The following is an 18976-nucleotide window of genomic DNA, read 5'->3' on the forward strand; positions in this document are numbered from 1 at the left end:
CCTAGTTTGCTTTTTGATTTTCATTGAGTATCAGTTGGCAGAGCAAGGCACTCGTAAAGCCTAGGTCACAGGTTCAAACCCTGCAATCGGCAAAGTGAAGAAACTCATTCTACTGGGTTTCTTTTTTTTAATTATTGAACCATTTAGACCGAGATAGAGACCAGATAGGCAAAAGCACTTGTTCTTGAAACTGACTCTGCTATAATGATTTTTGTAAGGGACATGAAGGATCGATATCAGATAACTCAAGTTCCTAAAAAAGAAATTGGAGATAAAAATGAAAAAATTATTGGGAATTGTATTTTTAGTAGCAGCAGCGACAGTAGTGTATTTTGGTTCTGTTGGATGGCCAAGTTTGGATGTCAACCTCTGGTCACTCATTCCGGTAGGCTTGTTCCTCTTTTTCACACTAGAGAATCTTTTGAAAAAGGACTACAAGGCTAGTTTGATGTGTTTGATTATTGCCTTTATCATTGCGAATGCAATTTTGGACCTTTTACCAATTTCAAGTAGCTTGGTAATTGGAGCGGGAGTGCTGGCTTGCATTGGTATTGGATTTATCTTTCCTGATAAAGAAGGAAAATAAGATTTTTCAAATAGCGATGTGAAATGATAAATCTGGATATTAACGTCTAGGAATAGGATAAATTTAACCAATATTAATAAATCAAACTAAGAATTAAGAGTTAACGAAATCAGAAAAAAACTGAAATATTCGTTTGCTCTTTTTGTATGTTTAAATCTTTAAGAAAGATTTTTTCTGTTTGGGATAATAAAAAACTATTCCGTCTTAAAATTTTAAAGAAAGTCGGAAATCATTTTTATTATAATAAATTCTACTTCAATACTTTTTAAAAACTCTCCAATTTTTATAAAAAACAATCCAAAACATTGTTTTTATCTGTATTCGATTGACAAATTTTTTATTGGTTATAAAATCGTATTATAAGATAAATATAATAAGTAGCTTGCTATCAGACAAAATGAAAGCGGTTATCAATAGGAGGATTACATGCAAAAAGGTAATTGGAACAAAAAGAGAGTCTATAGTATTCGAAAATTTTCAGTCGGTGCTTGCTCTGTGCTTATTGGAACATGTGCTCTATTATTGGGGGCGAGCCTTAGTCAGGCTTCTTCGGTATATGCCAACGAAAATACTGAAGAGATTGTGTCAACAAATAGGATTGAGCACCAACCTGAAAACAAGGTAGTTACTGATTTTTCAAGTGAACATAAAGCTGAAGGAGTTATGACTGAAAAAGCCAGTGAGCAACCTGTTAAAGCTGAAAATGTATCTCTAATGGAAAATGCGGATGGTAGTGATACTACAGTTAAACCTCAAGCAGAGCAACCTTTAGTTTCAGCGGCTAATAATCAAGTAGTTCCCTCAGAAGAAGGTAAGGCTGAAGTCGAAAACAAAACAGAAGAAGCGAACAAGCCTGAGGATAGCAAGAAGCTTGAAGAAACAAATAAGACTGAGGTAACGGATAAATCTGAAGATAAAAATAAATCTGAGGATAAGAAGAAATTTGAAGAAACAAATAAAGCAGAATCACAAGATCGTTCTGTTTCAAAAGATAAGCAAGAATTCAAATCTGCTACGAATGAAGTAGTTGATAAGTTAATTGAAGATAGAAACATTTCCTTCAACCAGAATTGGCACTTTAAACTAAATGCCAATGCAAAGGAAGCTGTTAAACCAGACGCAGATATTACTTCATGGAAAAAAATGGATCTTCCTCATGACTGGAGTATTCATTTTGATTTTGACCATGATTCTCCAGCTCAAAACGAGGGTGGTCAACTGAATGGTGGAGATGGCTGGTATCGGAAAACCTTTAAGTTAGACGAAAAGGACTTAAATAAAGATGTTCGTGTAACCTTTGATGGAGTTTACATGGATTCACAAGTATTCGTCAATGGTCAACTAGTTGGTCACTATCCAAACGGTTACAATCAATTTTCATATGACATTAGTAACTATCTCCATAAAGATGGGCGAGAAAATGTTATTTCTGTTCATGCAGTTAATAAGCAACCAAGTAGTAGATGGTATTCAGGAAGTGGTATCTATCGAGACGTATCATTACAAGTAACAGACAAGATTCATGTTGAAAAAAATGGGACAACTATTTTAACTCTAAAACTAGAAAGTCAACAAGGAGGAAAAGTTGAAACCCAAGTAAGCAGTAAAATTGTTAATACAGACAATAAAGACCATGAAATTGTAGCAGAGTATCAAATTTTTGAACGAGGTGGGAAGGCAGTTACAGAACTTGTTCGAACTGAGAGTAAAACTCTAAAAGCAAAACAAACCCTTCATTTGGATTCAGCATTAGAAGTTGAAAAACCAAAATTGTGGACAGTGTCATCTGATAAACCTGCTTTATATGAGATGGTAACTCGTGTTTATAAAGATGGTCAGCTTGTAGATGCTAAAAAAGATTTATTTGGTTATCGCTACTATAACTGGACTCCAGACCAAGGATTCTCTTTGAACGGTGAACACATCAAGTTCCATGGAGTTTCCTTGCACCATGATCACGGAGCGTTAGGAGCAGAAGAAAACTATAAGGCAGAATACCGTCGTCTGAAACAGATGAAGGAAATGGGAGTGAATTCGATTCGTACGACTCACAATCCAGCAAGTCCTCAGACCTTGCAAATTGCAGCCGAGCTTGGTTTGCTAGTTCAGGAAGAAGCCTTTGACACTTGGTATGGCGGTAAGAAACCATACGACTATGGTCGTTTCTTTGAAAAAGATGCTACCCATCCAGAGGCAAGAAAAGGTGAAAAATGGTCTGATTACGATCTTCGAACAATGGTAGAAAGAGATAAAAACAATCCTGCTGTTGTCATGTGGTCTATTGGTAACGAAATCGGTGAAGCAGATGGGAAAGCCCATTCACTAGCAACTGTCAAACGTTTGGTGAAAGTGGTGAAATCTGTTGATAAGACACGCTATGTAACCATGGGAGCTGATAAATTCCGTTTCGGAGATGGAACTGGGGACCATGAAAAGATTGCAGATGAACTGGATGCAGTTGGATTGAATTACTCTGAAGAAAATTATCAAACTCTTCATGCGAAACATCCGAAATGGCTCATTTATGGTTCAGAAACATCTTCAGCAACTCGTACAAGAGGAAGTTATTTCCATCCAGAGAGTGAGTGGGTAGGAAGTAACCAATATTGGCGTAATTACGAACAATCCGATTATGGTAATGATCGTGTTGGTTGGGGTAAAACTGCTACAGCATCATGGACCTTCGATAGAGATCATCCAGGCTATGCTGGACAATTCATTTGGACCGGTACGGATTATATTGGTGAACCAACACCATGGCACAATCAAAATAGTACACCAGTAAAAAGTTCCTACTTTGGTATTGTTGATACCGCAGGTATTCCAAAAAATGACTATTATCTCTACCAAAGTCAGTGGGTTTCTGCCAAGAAAAAACCAATGGTTCATTTACTTCCTCACTGGAACTGGGAAAAGACTGAATTGGCCGACAATGTTGCAGATGCTGAAAATCGAATCCCAGTTAGAGCTTATTCCAATGCTGCTAGTGTTGAGTTGTTCTTAAATAATGAGTCACTAGGTCTTAAAAAATTCAACAAAAAACAAACAAGTGACGGTCGTACATATCAAGAAGGTGAAAATCCTCAAGAGCTATACTTGGAGTGGAAAGTCGCTTATAAACCAGGAACTTTGGAAGCGGTAGCTCGAGATGAGTCTGGCAAGGAAATTGCTCGTGATAAGATTGTAACTGCTGGTGAACCTGCAGGTGTCCGTTTGGTTAAGGAAGAAAATGCAATCGCTGCAGATGGAAAAGATTTGACTTATATCTATTACGAAATTGTAGATAGCAAGGGTAATGTTGTGCCAACTGCTAACAATCTAGTTCACTTCCAACTTCATGGACAAGGTCAACTGGTTGGTGTGGATAATGGTGAGCAAGCTAGTCGTGAACGTTATAAAGAACAAGCAGATGGTTCTTGGATTCGTAGAGCCTTTAATGGTAAAGGGGTAGCGATTGTTAAATCGACTGATCAAGCAGGTAAATTTACCCTTACAGCATATTCAGGCTTGTTGAAATCAGATCAAGTTACAGTTTTTACAGGTAAGTCAGACCAGTCAGAAAAAACTGTTTTAGGAACAGAAATACCAAAAGTTCGGACAGTTTTAGGTCAAAAACTTAAAATGCCTCAGACAGTGCCATTTGTCTATAGTGATGGTAGTCGTGAAAAACGTCCTGTAACCTGGTCTAAAGCAGATGTCAGTCAAGCTGGAATTGTAACTATAAAAGGTGTGTCTGATGGGCGTGAAGTTGAGGCTCGTGTTGAAGTTCTTACAATTGCAAATGAACTTCCAGCTGTTAAACGCATGGCACCTGGAACAGACTTGAGCTCTGTGGATAAACTTGTTTCACTTGTTTCATCAGATGGTCGTATTCACAATTACGAAGTTGAAAATTGGGAAATTTCACCAGAAGATCAAGAGAAGTTGTCTACTCCAGGGGCACATATCCAGATGACTAGCCAATTGGGAGATAGAACTATCCACGCTACTTTGATAGTTGATGATGGTAAGGAATTGGCTCAAGTTACACCAACTATAGCAGTAGGTGGTGAAAGCGTTACGGAACTTTCAAATGAACATCCTGTCCATTATCATAAACTTTCTTATGGTGCAAAAATTCCAGAAGTCAGTGCTAGTGCTGAAAATGCTGATGTGAAGGTCGTTCAGGCAAATGAGTCAAATGGAATGCGTGCTAGTATCTATGTTCAACCTAAAGATGGTGGACAATTACAAACTTATGCGGTTCAGTTCCTTGTTGATTCTCCACAAATTGAAAGCTTGAGTCTCAGAGTGGATCAAGCTGCTAGTCTCAAAGAAGATCAAACTGTTAAAATGACAGTTTTAGCCCGTTATCAGGATGGAACTGAAGCTGTTTTACCAACCGATAAGGTGACTTTCTCAAGCCAAGGCGAGGGAGGAGTCTCTGTTAATAAGGGAATGCTAGAGTTGCATAAACCGGGTAGTCTCACTTTACAAGCTCAATATGAAGGTGCAAAAGGAGAACTTCCTCTAACGATCGCAGCAAATACTGAAGATAAAGTTGTTCAGGCCATTCGCCCAGTTAGCCTTGTGACAGATTTGCACCAAACACCAAATCTTCCATCTACAGTAACAGTTGAGTACGATAAAGGATTTCCAAAAGTTCATAAGGTAGTTTGGGATTCGATTCCATCTGAAAAATTAAATCAATATCATACTTTTGAAGTACTTGGTAAGGTTGAAGGATTGAATCAAGAAGCTCGTGCGACAGTATCAGTAGAAGGAATTGTAAAAGTTGAAGATGTGAGCATCACAACACCAATTTCTGAGGCACCAACCTTGCCAGAAAGTGTCCGAACTTATTATTCAAATGGCCAAGTATCTTCAGCTAAGGTGGCTTGGGACACTATTGATGCAAGCCAGTATGCAAAAGAAGGAATCTTTACTGTAACAGGCCATGTAGAAGGAACACAACTGACAACGAAATTACATGTTCGTGTATCGAGTCAAACAGAAATTGGGAAGAATATTTCAGATCAATGGACAGGTTCAGAATTACCACTTGCCTTTGCATCAGATTCTCATTCTTATGACCCAGTATCTAATGTAAATGATAAAGTGATTTCTTACGGTGATCAGCCTGCAAATCGTTGGTCAAACTGGAAACGTTCTGAAGAAGCTTCAGTAGGGGTACTCTTTGGAGATTCAGGTATTTTGACAAAACGTTCGGTCGATAACTTGAATGTAGCATTTTATGAAGATAGCGGTGTAGGTGCTCCAAAATCTTACGTCATTGAGTATTATGTTGGTGAAAAAGCTCCAACTGCACCGAAGAATCCTGGTTATGTAGAGGGTGAAAACCACGTATTTAATGACAGTAAAAATTGGAAACCAGTCACAAATCTTAAGGCTCCAGATCAGTTAAAAGCTGGAGAAATGAATCATTTCAGTTTTGATAAGGTGGATACCTACGCGGTACGTATTCGCATGACAAGAGCTGATGATAAACTTGGAACATCCATTACAGAATTACAAGTTTTCTCTAAAAAGGTAGCACCAGCTAAAGAGACAACTACTAACATTAAGGTTGCTGGAAAAGATCTTCCTCACTTTAATCCAGACTTAACAGATTACTATTTAGACTATAGTGATGGAAAAATTCCAGAAGTAACAGCTAGTATCACAAATAATGGACTTGCTACAGTGGTTCCTAGCGTGAAAGAGGGCGATCCTGTCCGTGTTATTGTGAAAGCAGAAAATGGCGATATTCTTGGAGAATACAACCTTCACTTTACAAAAGATAAAGACTTGTTGGCTCGTAAACCAATTGCTGCTGCTAAACAGTCTCAATTGTTGCAACTGGGTCAACCTTTGGAATTGCCAAATAAGGTTCCTGTTTATTTCGCAGGTAAGAGCGGTTATGACGTAAAAGATTTGGCAGTTGAATGGGAAACAGTTCCTGCTTCTACCCTAAGCAAGGCTGGAGAATATACAATTAAAGGCCATGTAGTTGGTAGTGAAGTCCCAGTAGAATTATCTGTTCGAGTAACGGACAAGGTCGGTAGATCACTTTCTGATAATCCAGATTATCTTGCTACTCATAGTCAGGCTTTTGCTTCAGCTACTAATGATTTGGATGATAATTCGAACGACCGTGTAGACTATTTAAATGATAATGACCGAAATCAAGACAACCGTTGGACAAACTGGTCCGCTACTCCATCTGCTAATCCAGAAGTATCAGTTGGTGTTATCTTTAAAAAGAATGGTAAAATTGTGGATAGAAAGGTTTCACAAGCTAAACTAAACTTCTTTGCAGATAGTGGAACAGATGCCCCAGCTAAACTCGTATTGGAACGATACATCGGTCCTGACTTTGATGTTCCGGTTTACTATTCAAACTACAGCTACGAATCAAATCATCCATTTAATAACCCTGATAATTGGGAACTTGTTCCTTATTACGCAGACAAAGAAATTCAAGCTGGAAATGAGATCAATGTGACCTTTAAAGCTGTGACTACCAAAGCTATGAGATGGCGTATGGACAGAAAAGCAGATAAAAATGGGGTTGCACTAACTGAATTAAGTTTCCGAGCTCCAAGTGAGCTTGCAAAAGAGAGCACAGAGGGAAGAATTTTAGTAGATGGTAAAGAGCTTCCTGACTTCTCTGAAAATCGTTTCGATTATGAATTGATTTATAAAGGGGAACGTCCAAAAATCACTGTAGAAGGGAAAGATCAAGTTACATCTACAATTGTGGATAGTGGAAAAGAAAATCTTCCTGTATTAGTCCGTCTGGTATCAGAGAGTGGTAAGAATGTCAAAGAATACCGAATTAAATTGACTAAGGAAAAAGTGATAGATGGAAAACTTGTAGCTCCTGCTCAATATGACTTGCCTAGTCTTGAAGTGGTAGACAAAGAATTAAACTTCCAAACTCTTGAACAAAAAGACGATACTCTGCTTGAAGGAGAAGTTCGCCTATTGCAAGAAGGTAAAGTTGGTAAGGAACGTATCTATACAGAAGTAACGACTGATGGCAAGCACGAAGAAAAATCACGTGAGATTCTGGAAGAACCTGTAAATAGAATTCTGTTGGTAGGTACTAAGAAGAAAACAAGTAACATTGAGACACCTGCGGGTGGACATCAAGACAATGGTAGCAGTCAACCTACGGAACAAAAACCAGGAGCAAATCCGAATCCAAATATTCTCATTCCAAATCCATCAAATAATGGTGTGACAAGTAACAGTTCAGATTTTAAAAATCATCTATCAGTTGCTCCGAACATTGTGATACAAGCTCCTGCTAAAGAAAGCCAAAAACCTGGCTGGGCCAAGGAAGATGGTAAATGGTATTATCGTCAACAAAATGGAGACTTGGCTAAGGGTTGGGTCAAAGATGGAGACACTTGGTATTACTTTGATCAAACAGGAAAAATGGAAACTGGCTGGATTAAAGATCAATCAGGTGCATGGTATTACTTGAATCAATCAGGGGCTATGTCATCTAATGAGTGGATTTTGGATCAAGATGGTAAGTGGTACTATGTTGATGCATCGGGTTCGATGAAGACAAGTCAATGGTTCCAAGTTGGAGACAAATGGTATTATGTTGATGAAAATGGAGCTCTTGCTGTCAATACAGTAACTCCGGATGGATATCAAGTAAATGAAAATGGTGAGTGGGTAGGATAAGATTGATTTGAGGAATGTAACTTTCTCATTAAGATTTATTCTGTGCAGTGTTCCCAAGCGAGACAAGAGAAGTATCGCTTGGAAACGCTCTGCTCAAACGATTTTTAAACCAGAAAAAAGGATTTAACCCATGTCGAATGGGTTAAATCCTTTATTTTTTATGTCTCATATAAGATTCAGCTAGAGAGCCATCAATTCAACAATCATCTCGATATACATGACAAGGGTTAATAAAAATCCTGCACGCCAGAAGAATTTGATGAATTTAGGATAGTAAAAGCTGCGTTTTTTCAAAAGAAAGAAAAAAACGAGAATAATAGCTAGGAGTGAGAGGGCTAGGCCTAGTCTAGGGAGAAAATTATGGGTAAAGGTTTTAGCTGTGATCAGGTAATACTCAAATACCAAGACTGGAAAAGCCAGATCCGCAAAGTTTCGTCCTAGTTTTTTTAATCTAAAAAGTTTGGTTAGGATAATGCAGACTACTAAGGTCAGTATCAATAATAAAATAGATGCTAATTTCATTAAAATCATATTCATATTGTATCATAAAAAATGGCTAAAGGAAATGAGAAACAGAGGAATTTATAGGAAAGTCAGGCTTTTGAGATTGTGGGTGTTTTTTGTTATAATGAAAGTTATGAAATCTTATAATACCTTGAATGATTATTATCGAAAACTCTTTGGAGAAAAGACCTTTAAAGTCCCTATTGATGCGGGATTTGACTGTCCCAATCGTGATGGAACGGTGGCTCATGGGGGCTGTACTTTTTGTACGGTTTCTGGTTCTGGAGATGCTATCGTAGCACCGGATGCCCCTATCCGTGAGCAATTTTATAAGGAAATTGACTTTATGCACCGCAAGTGGCCAGATGTTCAGAAGTATCTGGTTTATTTTCAAAATTTTACCAACACCCATGAAAAGGTGGAAGTCATTCGGGAGCGCTATGAGCAGGCTATCAACGAGCCAGGTGTGGTGGGAATCAATATTGGAACGCGCCCAGACTGTTTACCAGACGAAACCATCGAATATTTGGCTGAATTATCGGAGCGCATGCATGTGACGGTTGAATTGGGCTTGCAGACCACTTATGAAACAACCTCTGACCTGATTAACCGTGCCCACTCCTATGAGTTGTATGTGGAGACGGTCAAGCGTTTGAGAAAATATCCCAAGATTGAGATTGTTTCTCATTTGATCAACGGACTTCCTGGTGAAACCCATGAGATGATGATTGAAAATGTCCGCCGTTGTGTCACGGATAACGATATTCAAGGGATTAAACTGCACTTGCTTCACCTGATGACCAATACTCGTATGCAACGGGACTACCACGAGGGACGTTTGCAACTGATGAGTCAGGACGAATATGTCAAGGTCATCTGTGACCAACTGGAAATCATTCCCAAGCATATCGTCATCCATCGAATCACAGGAGATGCACCTAGAGATATGCTGATTGGGCCTATGTGGAGCCTCAATAAGTGGGAAGTGCTCAACAGCATTGAGATGGAGATGCGACGTCGTGGAAGTATTCAAGGATGCAAGGCTGTAAAACAGGAGTTTGAAAATGAAAAGACCACTTGAGATGGCACATGATTTTTTGGCTGAGGTAGTGACAAAAGAGGATATTGTAGTGGATGCGACCATGGGCAATGGCCACGATACCCTTTTCCTAGCCAAGCTAGCTAAGAAAGTCTATGCCTTTGATATCCAGGAGAAGGCTTTGGAGAAGACGCAAGAGCGTTTGGATCAGGCTGGAATGACAAATGCCCAGTTAATCTTGCAAGGCCATGAGACACTAGACCAGTTTGTGACAGAAGCCAAGGCAGGGATTTTTAATCTGGGTTATTTACCGTCAGCTGATAAATCCGTCATTACCCAACCTCAGACAACTATTGAAGCCTTAGAAAAGTTGTGTCACTTGCTTGTCAAAGGTGGACGGATTGCCATTATGATCTACTATGGTCATGAAGGAGGCGACCTCGAGAGGGATGCTGTCTTGGATTTTGTTAGCCAGTTGAACCAACAGGAGTATACAGCTACCATTTACCGAACCCTGAACCAAGTTAATAACCCACCATTTTTAGTGATGATTGAAAAATTAGAGAGATATAGACATGGATAAACAATACCTACGTGAAAAGCTGGATGCCATGCGCCAGAATTTTGTTGAATCAACTCACCACGAACGAGCGGTGGGTGTGTTAGACCAAGCGCATATGAGCAAAAAAATGCTTAAAATCAAGAAAAAATTAGTTACTCTTGAAATGGAACGGTGCCAGAGAAAAATTGAGCACAAAGACTGTTCCAAGATTGACCAAAAAATCAAAGAGCAGAAGGAGATATTTGAATCCTGTTGTAAAAAAGATTAAGGAGGACGTGCGTGGAATTACTGATTTACCTCATCCTATTTTTACTGGTCTTGATTGTCTCAAGTACAACCAATAAGCTCCTGCCCTTTTTGCCTCTTCCTTTGGTGCAAATTCTTTTGGGAATTGTGATTGGTCTCTTTTTACCCAATACCAACTTTCACCTCAATACAGAGTTGTTTTTGGCACTGGTTATCGGTCCCTTGCTTTTCCGAGAGTCTGAAGAAGCGGATATTACGGCTATTTTAAAACACTGGCGAATCATTGTTTATCTCATATTTCCAGTGATTTTCATCTCGACCTTGAGTTTGGGTGGCTTGGCCCATCTTCTTTGGTTCAGTCTTCCCTTGGCGGCTTGCTTGGCTGTTGGGGCAGCCCTTGGTCCTACGGATTTGGTGGCCTTTGCCTCTCTTTCGGAGCGGTTTAGCTTTCCTAAGCGCGTGTCTAATATCCTTAAGGGTGAAGGACTCTTGAATGATGCATCTGGTTTGGTTGCCTTTCAGGTTGCCTTGACAGCCTGGACAACTGGAGCCTTTTCCCTTGGACAAGCGAGTAGTTCGTTCATCTTTTCAATCCTAGGCGGTTTTTTGATTGGCTTTGTAACAGCCATGACCAACCGTTTCCTACATAGCTTCTTGCTGAGTGTGAGAGCAACGGATATTGCCAGCGAACTTTTATTAGAATTGAGTTTGCCTCTGGTGACCTTCTTCCTAGCAGAAGAAGTCCACGTTTCAGGGATTATTGCCGTTGTAGTTGCTGGGATTTTAAAGGCAAGCCGTTTTAAGAAAATTACGCTCCTCGAAGCCCAAGTGGATACAGTAACCGAGACGGTTTGGCATACAGTGAATTTTATGCTGAACGGTTCTGTCTTTGTGATTTTAGGGATGGAGTTGGAAATGATAGCAGAACCTATCTTGACCAATTCAATCTATAATCCTATACTTCTATTGGTATCTCTTATAGCCCTTACCTTTGTCCTCTTTGCTATTCGTTTTGTCATGATTTATGGCTATTATGCCTATAGGACTAGACGTCTCAAGAAAAAGCTAAATAAGTATATGAAGGACATGCTTCTTTTGACCTTCTCAGGTGTCAAGGGAACGGTGTCGATTGCTACGATCCTTCTGATACCAAGTAATCTAGAACAGGAGTATCCTCTCTTGCTTTTCCTTGTCGCAGGTGTGACGCTAGTAAGCTTTTTAACAGGCCTCGTGGTCTTGCCTCATCTTTCTGATGAACAGGAAGAAAGCAAGGACTATCTCATGCATATTGGCATTTTGAATGAAGTAACGCTAGAGTTGGAAAAAGAGTTGGAAGACACCAAAAATAAACTTCCCCTTTATGCGGCTATTGACAATTACCATGGACGTATTGAAAATCTCATCCTGAGTCAAGAAAATAAAGGGGCTCAAGAAGACTGGGAGGCCTTGAAACTTCTCATCCTCAGTATTGAAAGTGATGGTTTAGAACAGGCCTACGAAGAAGGCAAGATGAGTGAGCGTGCTTATCGAGTTTACCAACGTTACTTGAAAAACATGGAGCAAAGTATCAATCGCAAGTTTGCTTCACGATTGACCTATTATTTCCTTGTTTCCTTGCGGATTTTACGTTTTCTCCTACACGAAGTCTTTACCTTTGGTAAGACCTTCCGCAGTTGGAAAAATGAAGAATCACAGAAACTCAGAGCCCTTGACTATGACCAAATTGCAGAGCTCTATCTAGAAAATACAGAGATGATTATCGAAAGTCTGGAGAACCTAAAAGGGGTTTATAAGAGTTCTTTGATCAGTTTCATGCAGGATTCTCGTCTCAGAGAAACAGCTATTATCACCAGTGGTGCCTTTGTTGAACGGGTTATCAATCGTGTTAAGCCCAACAATATCGATGAAATGCTGAGAGGCTATTATCTGGAGCGCAAGCTGATTTTTGAATATGAAGAAAAACGGTTAATTACGACCAAGTATGCCAAGAAGTTACGACAAAATGTAAATAACCTAGAGAACTATTCCTTGAAGGAAGCTGCCAATACCCTGCCTTATGATATGGTGGAATTGGTAAGAAGAAATTAATCAAGATTGTAAGTGAAGGAGTGTGACATGAAAAAGTGGTGGAAAGAGCTGATAGACAAGCCCTTATTAAAAGCTTTTTTACATTATTATCAAGCATCAGATAGTGAGTTGACCAGTGTCGCAGTAGCCTACTATTGGTTGATTTCGATTTTTCCACTTCTTTTGGTGGTGGTCAATATCCTCCCTTATTTTCAGATTCCAGTTTCTAATTTTTTAAAGGTTGTCAATGAATTTTTGCCGGATACCATGTATGATGTGGTTGCAAAGATTATTACAGAAGTGCTGACCCAACCTTCAACGGGCTTATTGAGTTTTTCGGTTTTGTCAGCCCTCTGGACCTTTTCAAAATCCATGAATTTCCTACAGAAAGCCTTTAATAAAGCTTACGGAGTAGCTAAAAATCGTGGGATGATTTCTCATCAGCTCATGAGTTTGTTTGTCAGTTTTGGTCTGCAGATTCTCTTTGCCTTAGCTCTTTTTCTGAGTGTCTTTGGCCGCATGCTTCTCAACCTTATCAAAAGCTACTGGAAATCGGATAGTCCTATCTTTGATTATCTGCAAGACCTAACAGGTCCCTTGGTTTATGCCTTGATTTTCGCTATCTTGGTCATGCTTTATTATTTCCTGCCCAATGTTAAGGTCCGACGAATTCGCTATGTATTACCAGGTAGTGCCTTTGTCTTATTGACTCTGGCCTTACTGCTCAATATCTTTTCAGTCTATGTCAACAACTATGTTAATCACCTAGTGGACGTGCGTTTTTTCAGTTCCGTCGTCGTGGTGGTCATGATGTTCTGGTTTATTCTCATCGCTAAGATTTTAATTGTCGGCGCGGTGATCAATGCCAGTGTTCAGAGCTTGAAAGATCCGAGCTTTAGAATAAATTAACTCAATTTTTATCCATTACAAAACGCATACTATCAAGTTTTTATAATGCCTGATAATATGCGTTTTTTTGATTATGAAATTTAATAGATAAACATGGCATCGCCAAAACTGAAGAAACGGTAGTGTTCTTGAATGGCATGGTGGTAGGCATCTAAGACTAATTCACGGCCGGCAAAGGCAGAAACCAACATGACCAGAGTTGATTTTGGCAGGTGGAAGTTGGTTGAGAAGGCATCCACGACCTTCCACTCATACCCAGGTTTGATAAAGATATTGGTCCAGCCAGAATCTGCTTGAATTTGCCCCTCAAACTTGGAACCAATAGTCTCCAAGGTGCGGATAGAAGTGGTTCCGACAGCGATGACACGGCCACCATTTTCCTTAACAGAGCGAAGAGTGGCAGCAGCTTCCTCAGAAAGCTGGTAGAATTCTGAGTGCATTTCGTGTTCGTCCAGATTGTCAACTGAAACAGGTCTAAAGGTTCCGAGTCCGACATGAAGAGTCAGATAGACTAGATGAACACCCTTAGCTTGGATTTCTGCCAGCAGTTCTTTGGTGAAGTGAAGACCAGCAGTTGGTGCTGCAGCAGAGCCACTTTCCTTGGCGTAAACGGTTTGATAGCGTTCACGGTCATCCAGTTTTTCATGGATATAAGGCGGTAGCGGCATTTCACCCAGACTTTCCAAAACTTCTAGGAAAATTCCTTGGTATTCAAAGCGGACAATGCGGCCCCCGTGGCTCAATTCTTCCGTAACAACAGCGCTGAGACGACCATCACCAAAGCTGACGCGAGTACCAACCTTGAGGCGTTTGGCAGGTTTAGCCAGAACTTCCCACTCATCTCCACTAATGTTTTTGAGTAGGAGCAGTTCCACATGACCTCCTGTTTCATCCTTTTGACCATAGAGGCGGGCAGGGAGAACACGGGTGTCATTCATGACAAGGGCATCACCAGGTTCCAGCATGTCGATAATAGAGTGGAAGTGTTTATCCTGCATTTCTCCCGTCTCGCGATTAACGATAAGGAGTTTGGAGGCATCTCGTTTTTCAAGGGGCGTTTGGGCAATCAATTCCTCAGGTAAGTGGAAATCAAAATCAGCTGTATTCATTTTTCATTATTCTTTCTAAGTTCTAATCTTATCCATTATAACATGTTTCAAGTTTAGACGCTCTTTTTTTAGAAATTAAATCGTTTTCACTTGACAAAAATTGGTCTATACCATATAATGAATATAGAAAAATGGAGGATATAAAATGAAAGTTATTAAAGTTGAAAATCAAGTCCAAGGTGGAAAAGTAGCTTTTGAGATTTTGAAGGAAAAATTGGCCAATGGTGCTCAAACATTAGGACTTGCGACAGGAAGCAGCCCGCTTGAGTTTTACAAAGAAATCGTTGAGAGTGACCTTGATTTTTCAAACCTAACAAGTGTCAACCTTGATGAGTATGTGGGGCTTGATGGGGACAATCCACAGTCTTATCGTTACTTCATGCAGGAAAACTTGTTCAACCAAAAACCATTTAATGAAAGTTTCTTGCCACGTGGTGTTAAGGACAATGCTGAAGAAGAAGTTGAACGCTACAATCAAATTTTAGCTGACCATCCTGTTGATTTACAAATCTTGGGGATTGGTCGCAATGGACATATCGGCTTTAATGAGCCTGGTACTCCATTTGACAGTCAAACGCATTTAGTAGAACTTGATCAATCTACCATCGAAGCCAATGCTCGCTTCTTTGACAAGATTGAAGACGTTCCAACTCAAGCCATTTCAATGGGAATTAAAAACATCTTGGATGCCAAGTCAATTATTCTCTTTGCTTACGGTGAGTCGAAAGCAGAAGCCATTGCTGGAACAGTGTCAGGCCCAGTGACTGAGAATCTACCAGCAAGTAGCCTGCAAAATCACCCAGATGTGACGATTATTGCAGATGCTGAAGCGCTCAGCCTGCTTGAAAAATAAATTCAGAACCACTTGCTCTTTGGAGTGAGTGGTTTTGTATTAATACTGAAAATATAAATCAAAAAATCACTGCAGTTTCATTATATTAATTTAAAATAGTTTTTAATTACTAATTTTTAAAGAAATAAAGTAAATTTTTGAGATTTTTCAATTGCTTACAAATATAAAATACTGTATAATAATCAGTTGTACTTTTATTTTAAGGAGATTCTAATGGGAAAAGAATTATTTAATCCCCACCTTCGTAAGTTTTCTATTCGGAAACTAAACGTGGGTGTTTGCTCTGTGCTCTTGTCTACCTTGGTTCTATTGGGAGTGACGTCTCAGGTTAGCGCTGATGAAACAAGTGCTTCTGGTGTCCAAAATGAGATTTCTCGAACGGATCTTGCTGAACCATCAGCAACTACTACAGCACCAGCAAATTCTGAAACATCACCAAAACCTGCAACTACTGTAGTTGCTTCAGCTACTGAGCTTCCTCAATCCGCTGAAAATAGTAAACCTGCAAACTCAGCTTCAGAATCTATTGAAAAACCAAAGAATGAACAGCCAGTTGTTTCTGAAACACCTCAACCTTCAGTTGAGAAGCCGGTTGCTTCTACAGAAATGAAGCCTGCAGAAAGTGCCAATTCAGCTTCAACTGAAGTTAGCTCAGAAGCTGTAAGTGCTTCAAGAGCTACAGAACAACCAGTAGCGACTAGGGAGGCTACGCAACCTACACGTTCTCGCCGAGCACGTCGAGATGCTACACCTACTGAACAACAGAACAGCGTAACAACAGGAGTTCCGATAGGTACTGGACCAGCTGGGGCAGATGATGCTACCTCTACGCCACGAGTACCTAAACCAAGCTTGGAAGAGTCGGTCAAGAAAGACAGTGTTCAGCTAGCTAAGCAGATTAGTTGGCTTGATTTTTCAGATAGCGCAAGTTGGAAAAACTTGGATCAACGTGGCGGTCTTAAGGTAGGGACCACCTTCACCAAGGAAATTTCACCTGGCTATGTAGTGACCTTAACGGTCAAAGAGCTCAAGCCTTTTAACTCAACTGAAATCTATAAAAAGCGGGTTGCAGGTACTGCAACAGAGGGGACCTATAACCCCGACGCTGAGAATGGTTTCTTAACATCTGCGCCATATTATGGTAAAACACCACCTCCATCAGTCACAGGGGCAGCCCAGAACGAATGGACGACCATACGTGACCAAGGCTTTAATACTCAGAAGCGCAAGACTCAGTTAGTTTATCCAATGAACTCTACCAACTGGGGGGTAAAATTCGATATTGAGGCTACCTATCTTGGTAAGCGTGTAGCCCCTACGGTGGTTATGGCCGATGGTGAAGATGCCAACCCAGGTGAATTCGCAATCTTTACCACGAACGGTACGGGTTGGGAATACATGGGTGAATGGAAGATGAAGAGTCAGGCCAAAGAAGCCTATACGGTTATCACCAAAAAAATGTTGGATGATGAGGACGTTAAGAGAAGGGGTCTTTTAATCTTAAAAGATAAGAGCGTAGACTGGTATAAATATCTCAGTCCAGATACTGTGACAGGAGGTCTGGGGACTCAGGTCTTCGGACCAAACCGTTCTAACGAACGGACGGTTCCTGTCGTGATGACGCGTGGGGCCTCTGAAGTAGGGTTCTATGTAGCTTCATCTGGGCAACAAGCCATGATGATGGGCTTCCTAGTGGTAGACGGAAGTGATGCGCCGGATAGTTATGGCGAAGCCTTTCATACCATTTCAGGACGTGACTCGGTGACCGATGCCCCTATTAATCAACCTTATTTAGGGACAACGCCAGCTGATATTGATGTTGAGTCAGCTAATGACTGGGTTTTGGATGATAAAAAGGAGCATAAGGACGAGGGAGCCAGCCAATTACTAGCGGACGATCAATTAAGTACTTCTAATGATTTGCTAGATTTAGACAAAGCAAAAAATGGGACATATACGATTAAAATCAAAGCTAACCCAAATGGCAATGCTAGATCTTATGTCAAGGCCTGGATAGACTTCAATAATGATGGAGTCTTTAATGAAAGCGAAGGTAGCAACCTACAAGAGATTACAGCTGCTGGTGACTATACTTTGACCTTCAATGCCAACCCAAATATTAGTGGCGGTCAAGTGGACAAATTGGGTATGCGTTTCCGTATTGCGACTAATAAAGGTGATATTGAGCAACCAACCGGTATTGCCTTTAGTGGGGAAGTAGAAGATATGCTCTTGCACCGCATTTATCCTCCTAGGGGGGAGAAGCAGACTACGGATGGCTTTACAGGCGAGACTCAAACTGCTGTCCTTCACTTCACACCTAAAGGAACAGATCGCTCAGACGACAGTGTCAATGCAGTTATGAGCACCCAAGCGCCTCAGGTTTTGGATAAGCAAGGCCAAGTTCTGACAGCCGTTGATGGCAACTATATTCGTCCAGAAGGGACCTATCACTTGACCGTCAATGGCAATGATGTGCAAGTAACCTTTACACCAAAAGCGGACTTTTCTGGAACTGCTGAAGGAATTAATATTCGTTGGACTGACCAGAACGGCACCTCGACTGGTTGGGCTTCGACGGATGCTTCTGACCCTAATAAAAATGATCAATTGACTAGTATGGACGGCCGTTATGTGCCGACAGTTCGTAAGATTCCAAACTACGAATCAAGTGGTCTTCAGGGACTGGAACAAAACAAAACGCTGGTCTTTAACGATGATGATACCAGCTCGACTCCTGTCACACCAGACGCTTCTCGTCCGGCCAGCTTTGTGGATGCGAGCGGTCAGCCGGTAGCGGGCAACACGGTGCCTGCAATGTCTAATGGCCAGCAAGTGGGAATCTATGAATTGGATCCAAATACCGACCAAGTGACCTTCAAACCTATCAAAACTTTTTATGGCACACCAGACCCAGTGGTAGTTCAAGTCAGTGATACCGATGGTAAAGCACACCGAGCACGTTATCAACCTAAGGTAACCCAAGTAACACCAAGAAGCACCAATGCTGAATCAACTGGCCTCCAAGGTCAACCGCAAAGTGGTAAACCAACTTTCACTGCAGGTGACCAACAAATCCCTATTGACATGAGCAAAGCCATGACTTTTGAAAATGGGACGGACACCATGGAAGTAGCCAATGAAGGAACTTATACTATCAATTCAGATGATACCATTAGCTTCAAGCCACTTAAGCAATTCACTGGCAAGGCGACTCCAGTGACGGTCAAACGTGTTGATACCAATGGCACCGAAGTGACTGCAACCTATACACCTAATGTGACCAAGGTCACACCAACCAGCACACCTGCTACTTCATCAGGTCCTCAAGGGGTACCACAAACAGGAACGCCAGTCTTCAAGGAAGGCGATCCAGCAGTTCCACTAGATGATACGAAACCAATGACTTTCGAAGATGGTC

Annotated in this window: 11 protein-coding genes; 9 read left to right on the forward strand and 2 right to left on the reverse strand. The window is 40.7% G+C overall.

The annotated features are described in order from the left end of the window. Positions 1–277: 277 nt before the first annotated feature. Together HMPREF2764_RS02585 and HMPREF2764_RS02590 are read left to right on the forward strand one after the other, a co-directional pair. Entirely contained in the window at positions 278–586 is a 309-nt protein-coding gene (locus tag HMPREF2764_RS02585) for a hypothetical protein (protein WP_000734654.1), read from the forward strand. A gap of 426 nt (positions 587–1012) precedes the next feature. Beyond that, positions 1013–8266: an Ig-like domain-containing protein gene (locus HMPREF2764_RS02590; protein WP_070526983.1), complete on the forward strand. Its 7254-nt coding sequence runs from the start codon at positions 1013–1015 to the stop codon at positions 8264–8266. A 180-nt stretch (positions 8267–8446) separates the two neighbouring features. Here the strand turns inward: HMPREF2764_RS02590 and HMPREF2764_RS02595 are convergent, their stop codons facing one another. Beyond that, a complete protein-coding gene (locus HMPREF2764_RS02595; RefSeq protein ID WP_070526986.1) occupies positions 8447–8803 on the reverse strand; it encodes a DUF3397 family protein in 357 nt (118 codons plus the stop codon). 91 nt (positions 8804–8894) lie between these two features. Here HMPREF2764_RS02595 and HMPREF2764_RS02600 point away from each other — a divergent pair, with 91 nt between their 5' ends. Genes HMPREF2764_RS02600 through HMPREF2764_RS02620 form a run of 5 tightly spaced genes read left to right on the forward strand, consistent with a single transcriptional unit; the run spans position 8895 to position 13593 of the window. Further along, positions 8895–9851 carry a tRNA modification radical SAM protein MnmL/YtqA gene (locus HMPREF2764_RS02600; protein ID WP_025169734.1) on the forward strand — a complete coding sequence of 319 codons (957 nt, stop codon included), beginning with the start codon at positions 8895–8897 and terminating at the stop codon, positions 9849–9851. Then, the gene (locus HMPREF2764_RS02605; RefSeq protein ID WP_070526989.1) at positions 9835–10392 is read left to right on the forward strand and encodes a tRNA 5-(aminomethyl)-2-thiouridylate-methyltransferase MnmM; all 558 of its coding nucleotides are present in this window, start codon (positions 9835–9837) and stop codon (positions 10390–10392) included. The genes HMPREF2764_RS02600 and HMPREF2764_RS02605 overlap by 17 nt, the downstream gene beginning before the upstream one ends. Next, positions 10385–10639, forward strand: coding sequence for a hypothetical protein (locus HMPREF2764_RS02610; RefSeq protein WP_049516044.1), 255 nt, complete (start codon positions 10385–10387; stop codon positions 10637–10639). The genes HMPREF2764_RS02605 and HMPREF2764_RS02610 overlap by 8 nt, the downstream gene beginning before the upstream one ends. Before the next feature lie 11 nt (positions 10640–10650). Further along, entirely contained in the window at positions 10651–12705 is a 2055-nt protein-coding gene (locus HMPREF2764_RS02615) for a cation:proton antiporter (RefSeq protein WP_070526992.1), read from the forward strand. A 27-nt stretch (positions 12706–12732) separates the two neighbouring features. Then, entirely contained in the window at positions 12733–13593 is an 861-nt protein-coding gene (locus tag HMPREF2764_RS02620) for a YihY/virulence factor BrkB family protein (RefSeq protein ID WP_070526995.1), read from the forward strand. Between the two features lie 80 nt (positions 13594–13673). Here HMPREF2764_RS02620 and queA read toward each other — a convergent pair whose 3' ends face one another. Next, positions 13674–14702 carry a tRNA preQ1(34) S-adenosylmethionine ribosyltransferase-isomerase QueA gene (gene queA, locus HMPREF2764_RS02625; RefSeq protein WP_070526998.1) on the reverse strand — a complete coding sequence of 343 codons (1029 nt, stop codon included), beginning with the start codon at positions 14700–14702 and terminating at the stop codon, positions 13674–13676. 145 nt (positions 14703–14847) lie between these two features. Between queA and HMPREF2764_RS02630 the strand changes: the two genes are divergently transcribed. Together HMPREF2764_RS02630 and HMPREF2764_RS02635 are read left to right on the forward strand one after the other, a co-directional pair. Beyond that, a complete protein-coding gene (locus HMPREF2764_RS02630; protein WP_070527001.1) occupies positions 14848–15555 on the forward strand; it encodes a glucosamine-6-phosphate deaminase in 708 nt (235 codons plus the stop codon). A 213-nt stretch (positions 15556–15768) separates the two neighbouring features. Next, positions 15769–18976 (forward strand): CshA/CshB family fibrillar adhesin-related protein (locus HMPREF2764_RS02635; protein ID WP_148129355.1); only part of this gene is annotated, 3208 nt, incomplete at its 3' end.

Origin of the sequence: Streptococcus sp. HMSC073F11 (assembly GCF_001810785.1) — a bacterium.
Lineage (GTDB): Bacteria > Bacillota > Bacilli > Lactobacillales > Streptococcaceae > Streptococcus.

Coding starts and splice junctions, on each gene's coding strand:
- HMPREF2764_RS02600 (WP_025169734.1), top strand. CDS start 8,895: ATGAAAGTTATGAAATCTTATAATACCTTGAATGATTATTATCGAAAA.
- HMPREF2764_RS02630 (WP_070527001.1), top strand. CDS start 14,848: ATGAAAGTTATTAAAGTTGAAAATCAAGTCCAAGGTGGAAAAGTAGCT.
- queA (WP_070526998.1), bottom strand. CDS start 14,702: ATGAATACAGCTGATTTTGATTTCCACTTACCTGAGGAATTGATTGCC.
- HMPREF2764_RS02595 (WP_070526986.1), bottom strand. CDS start 8,803: ATGAATATGATTTTAATGAAATTAGCATCTATTTTATTATTGATACTG.
- HMPREF2764_RS02590 (WP_070526983.1), top strand. CDS start 1,013: ATGCAAAAAGGTAATTGGAACAAAAAGAGAGTCTATAGTATTCGAAAA.
- HMPREF2764_RS02610 (WP_049516044.1), top strand. CDS start 10,385: ATGGATAAACAATACCTACGTGAAAAGCTGGATGCCATGCGCCAGAAT.
- HMPREF2764_RS02620 (WP_070526995.1), top strand. CDS start 12,733: ATGAAAAAGTGGTGGAAAGAGCTGATAGACAAGCCCTTATTAAAAGCT.
- HMPREF2764_RS02605 (WP_070526989.1), top strand. CDS start 9,835: ATGAAAAGACCACTTGAGATGGCACATGATTTTTTGGCTGAGGTAGTG.
- HMPREF2764_RS02585 (WP_000734654.1), top strand. CDS start 278: ATGAAAAAATTATTGGGAATTGTATTTTTAGTAGCAGCAGCGACAGTA.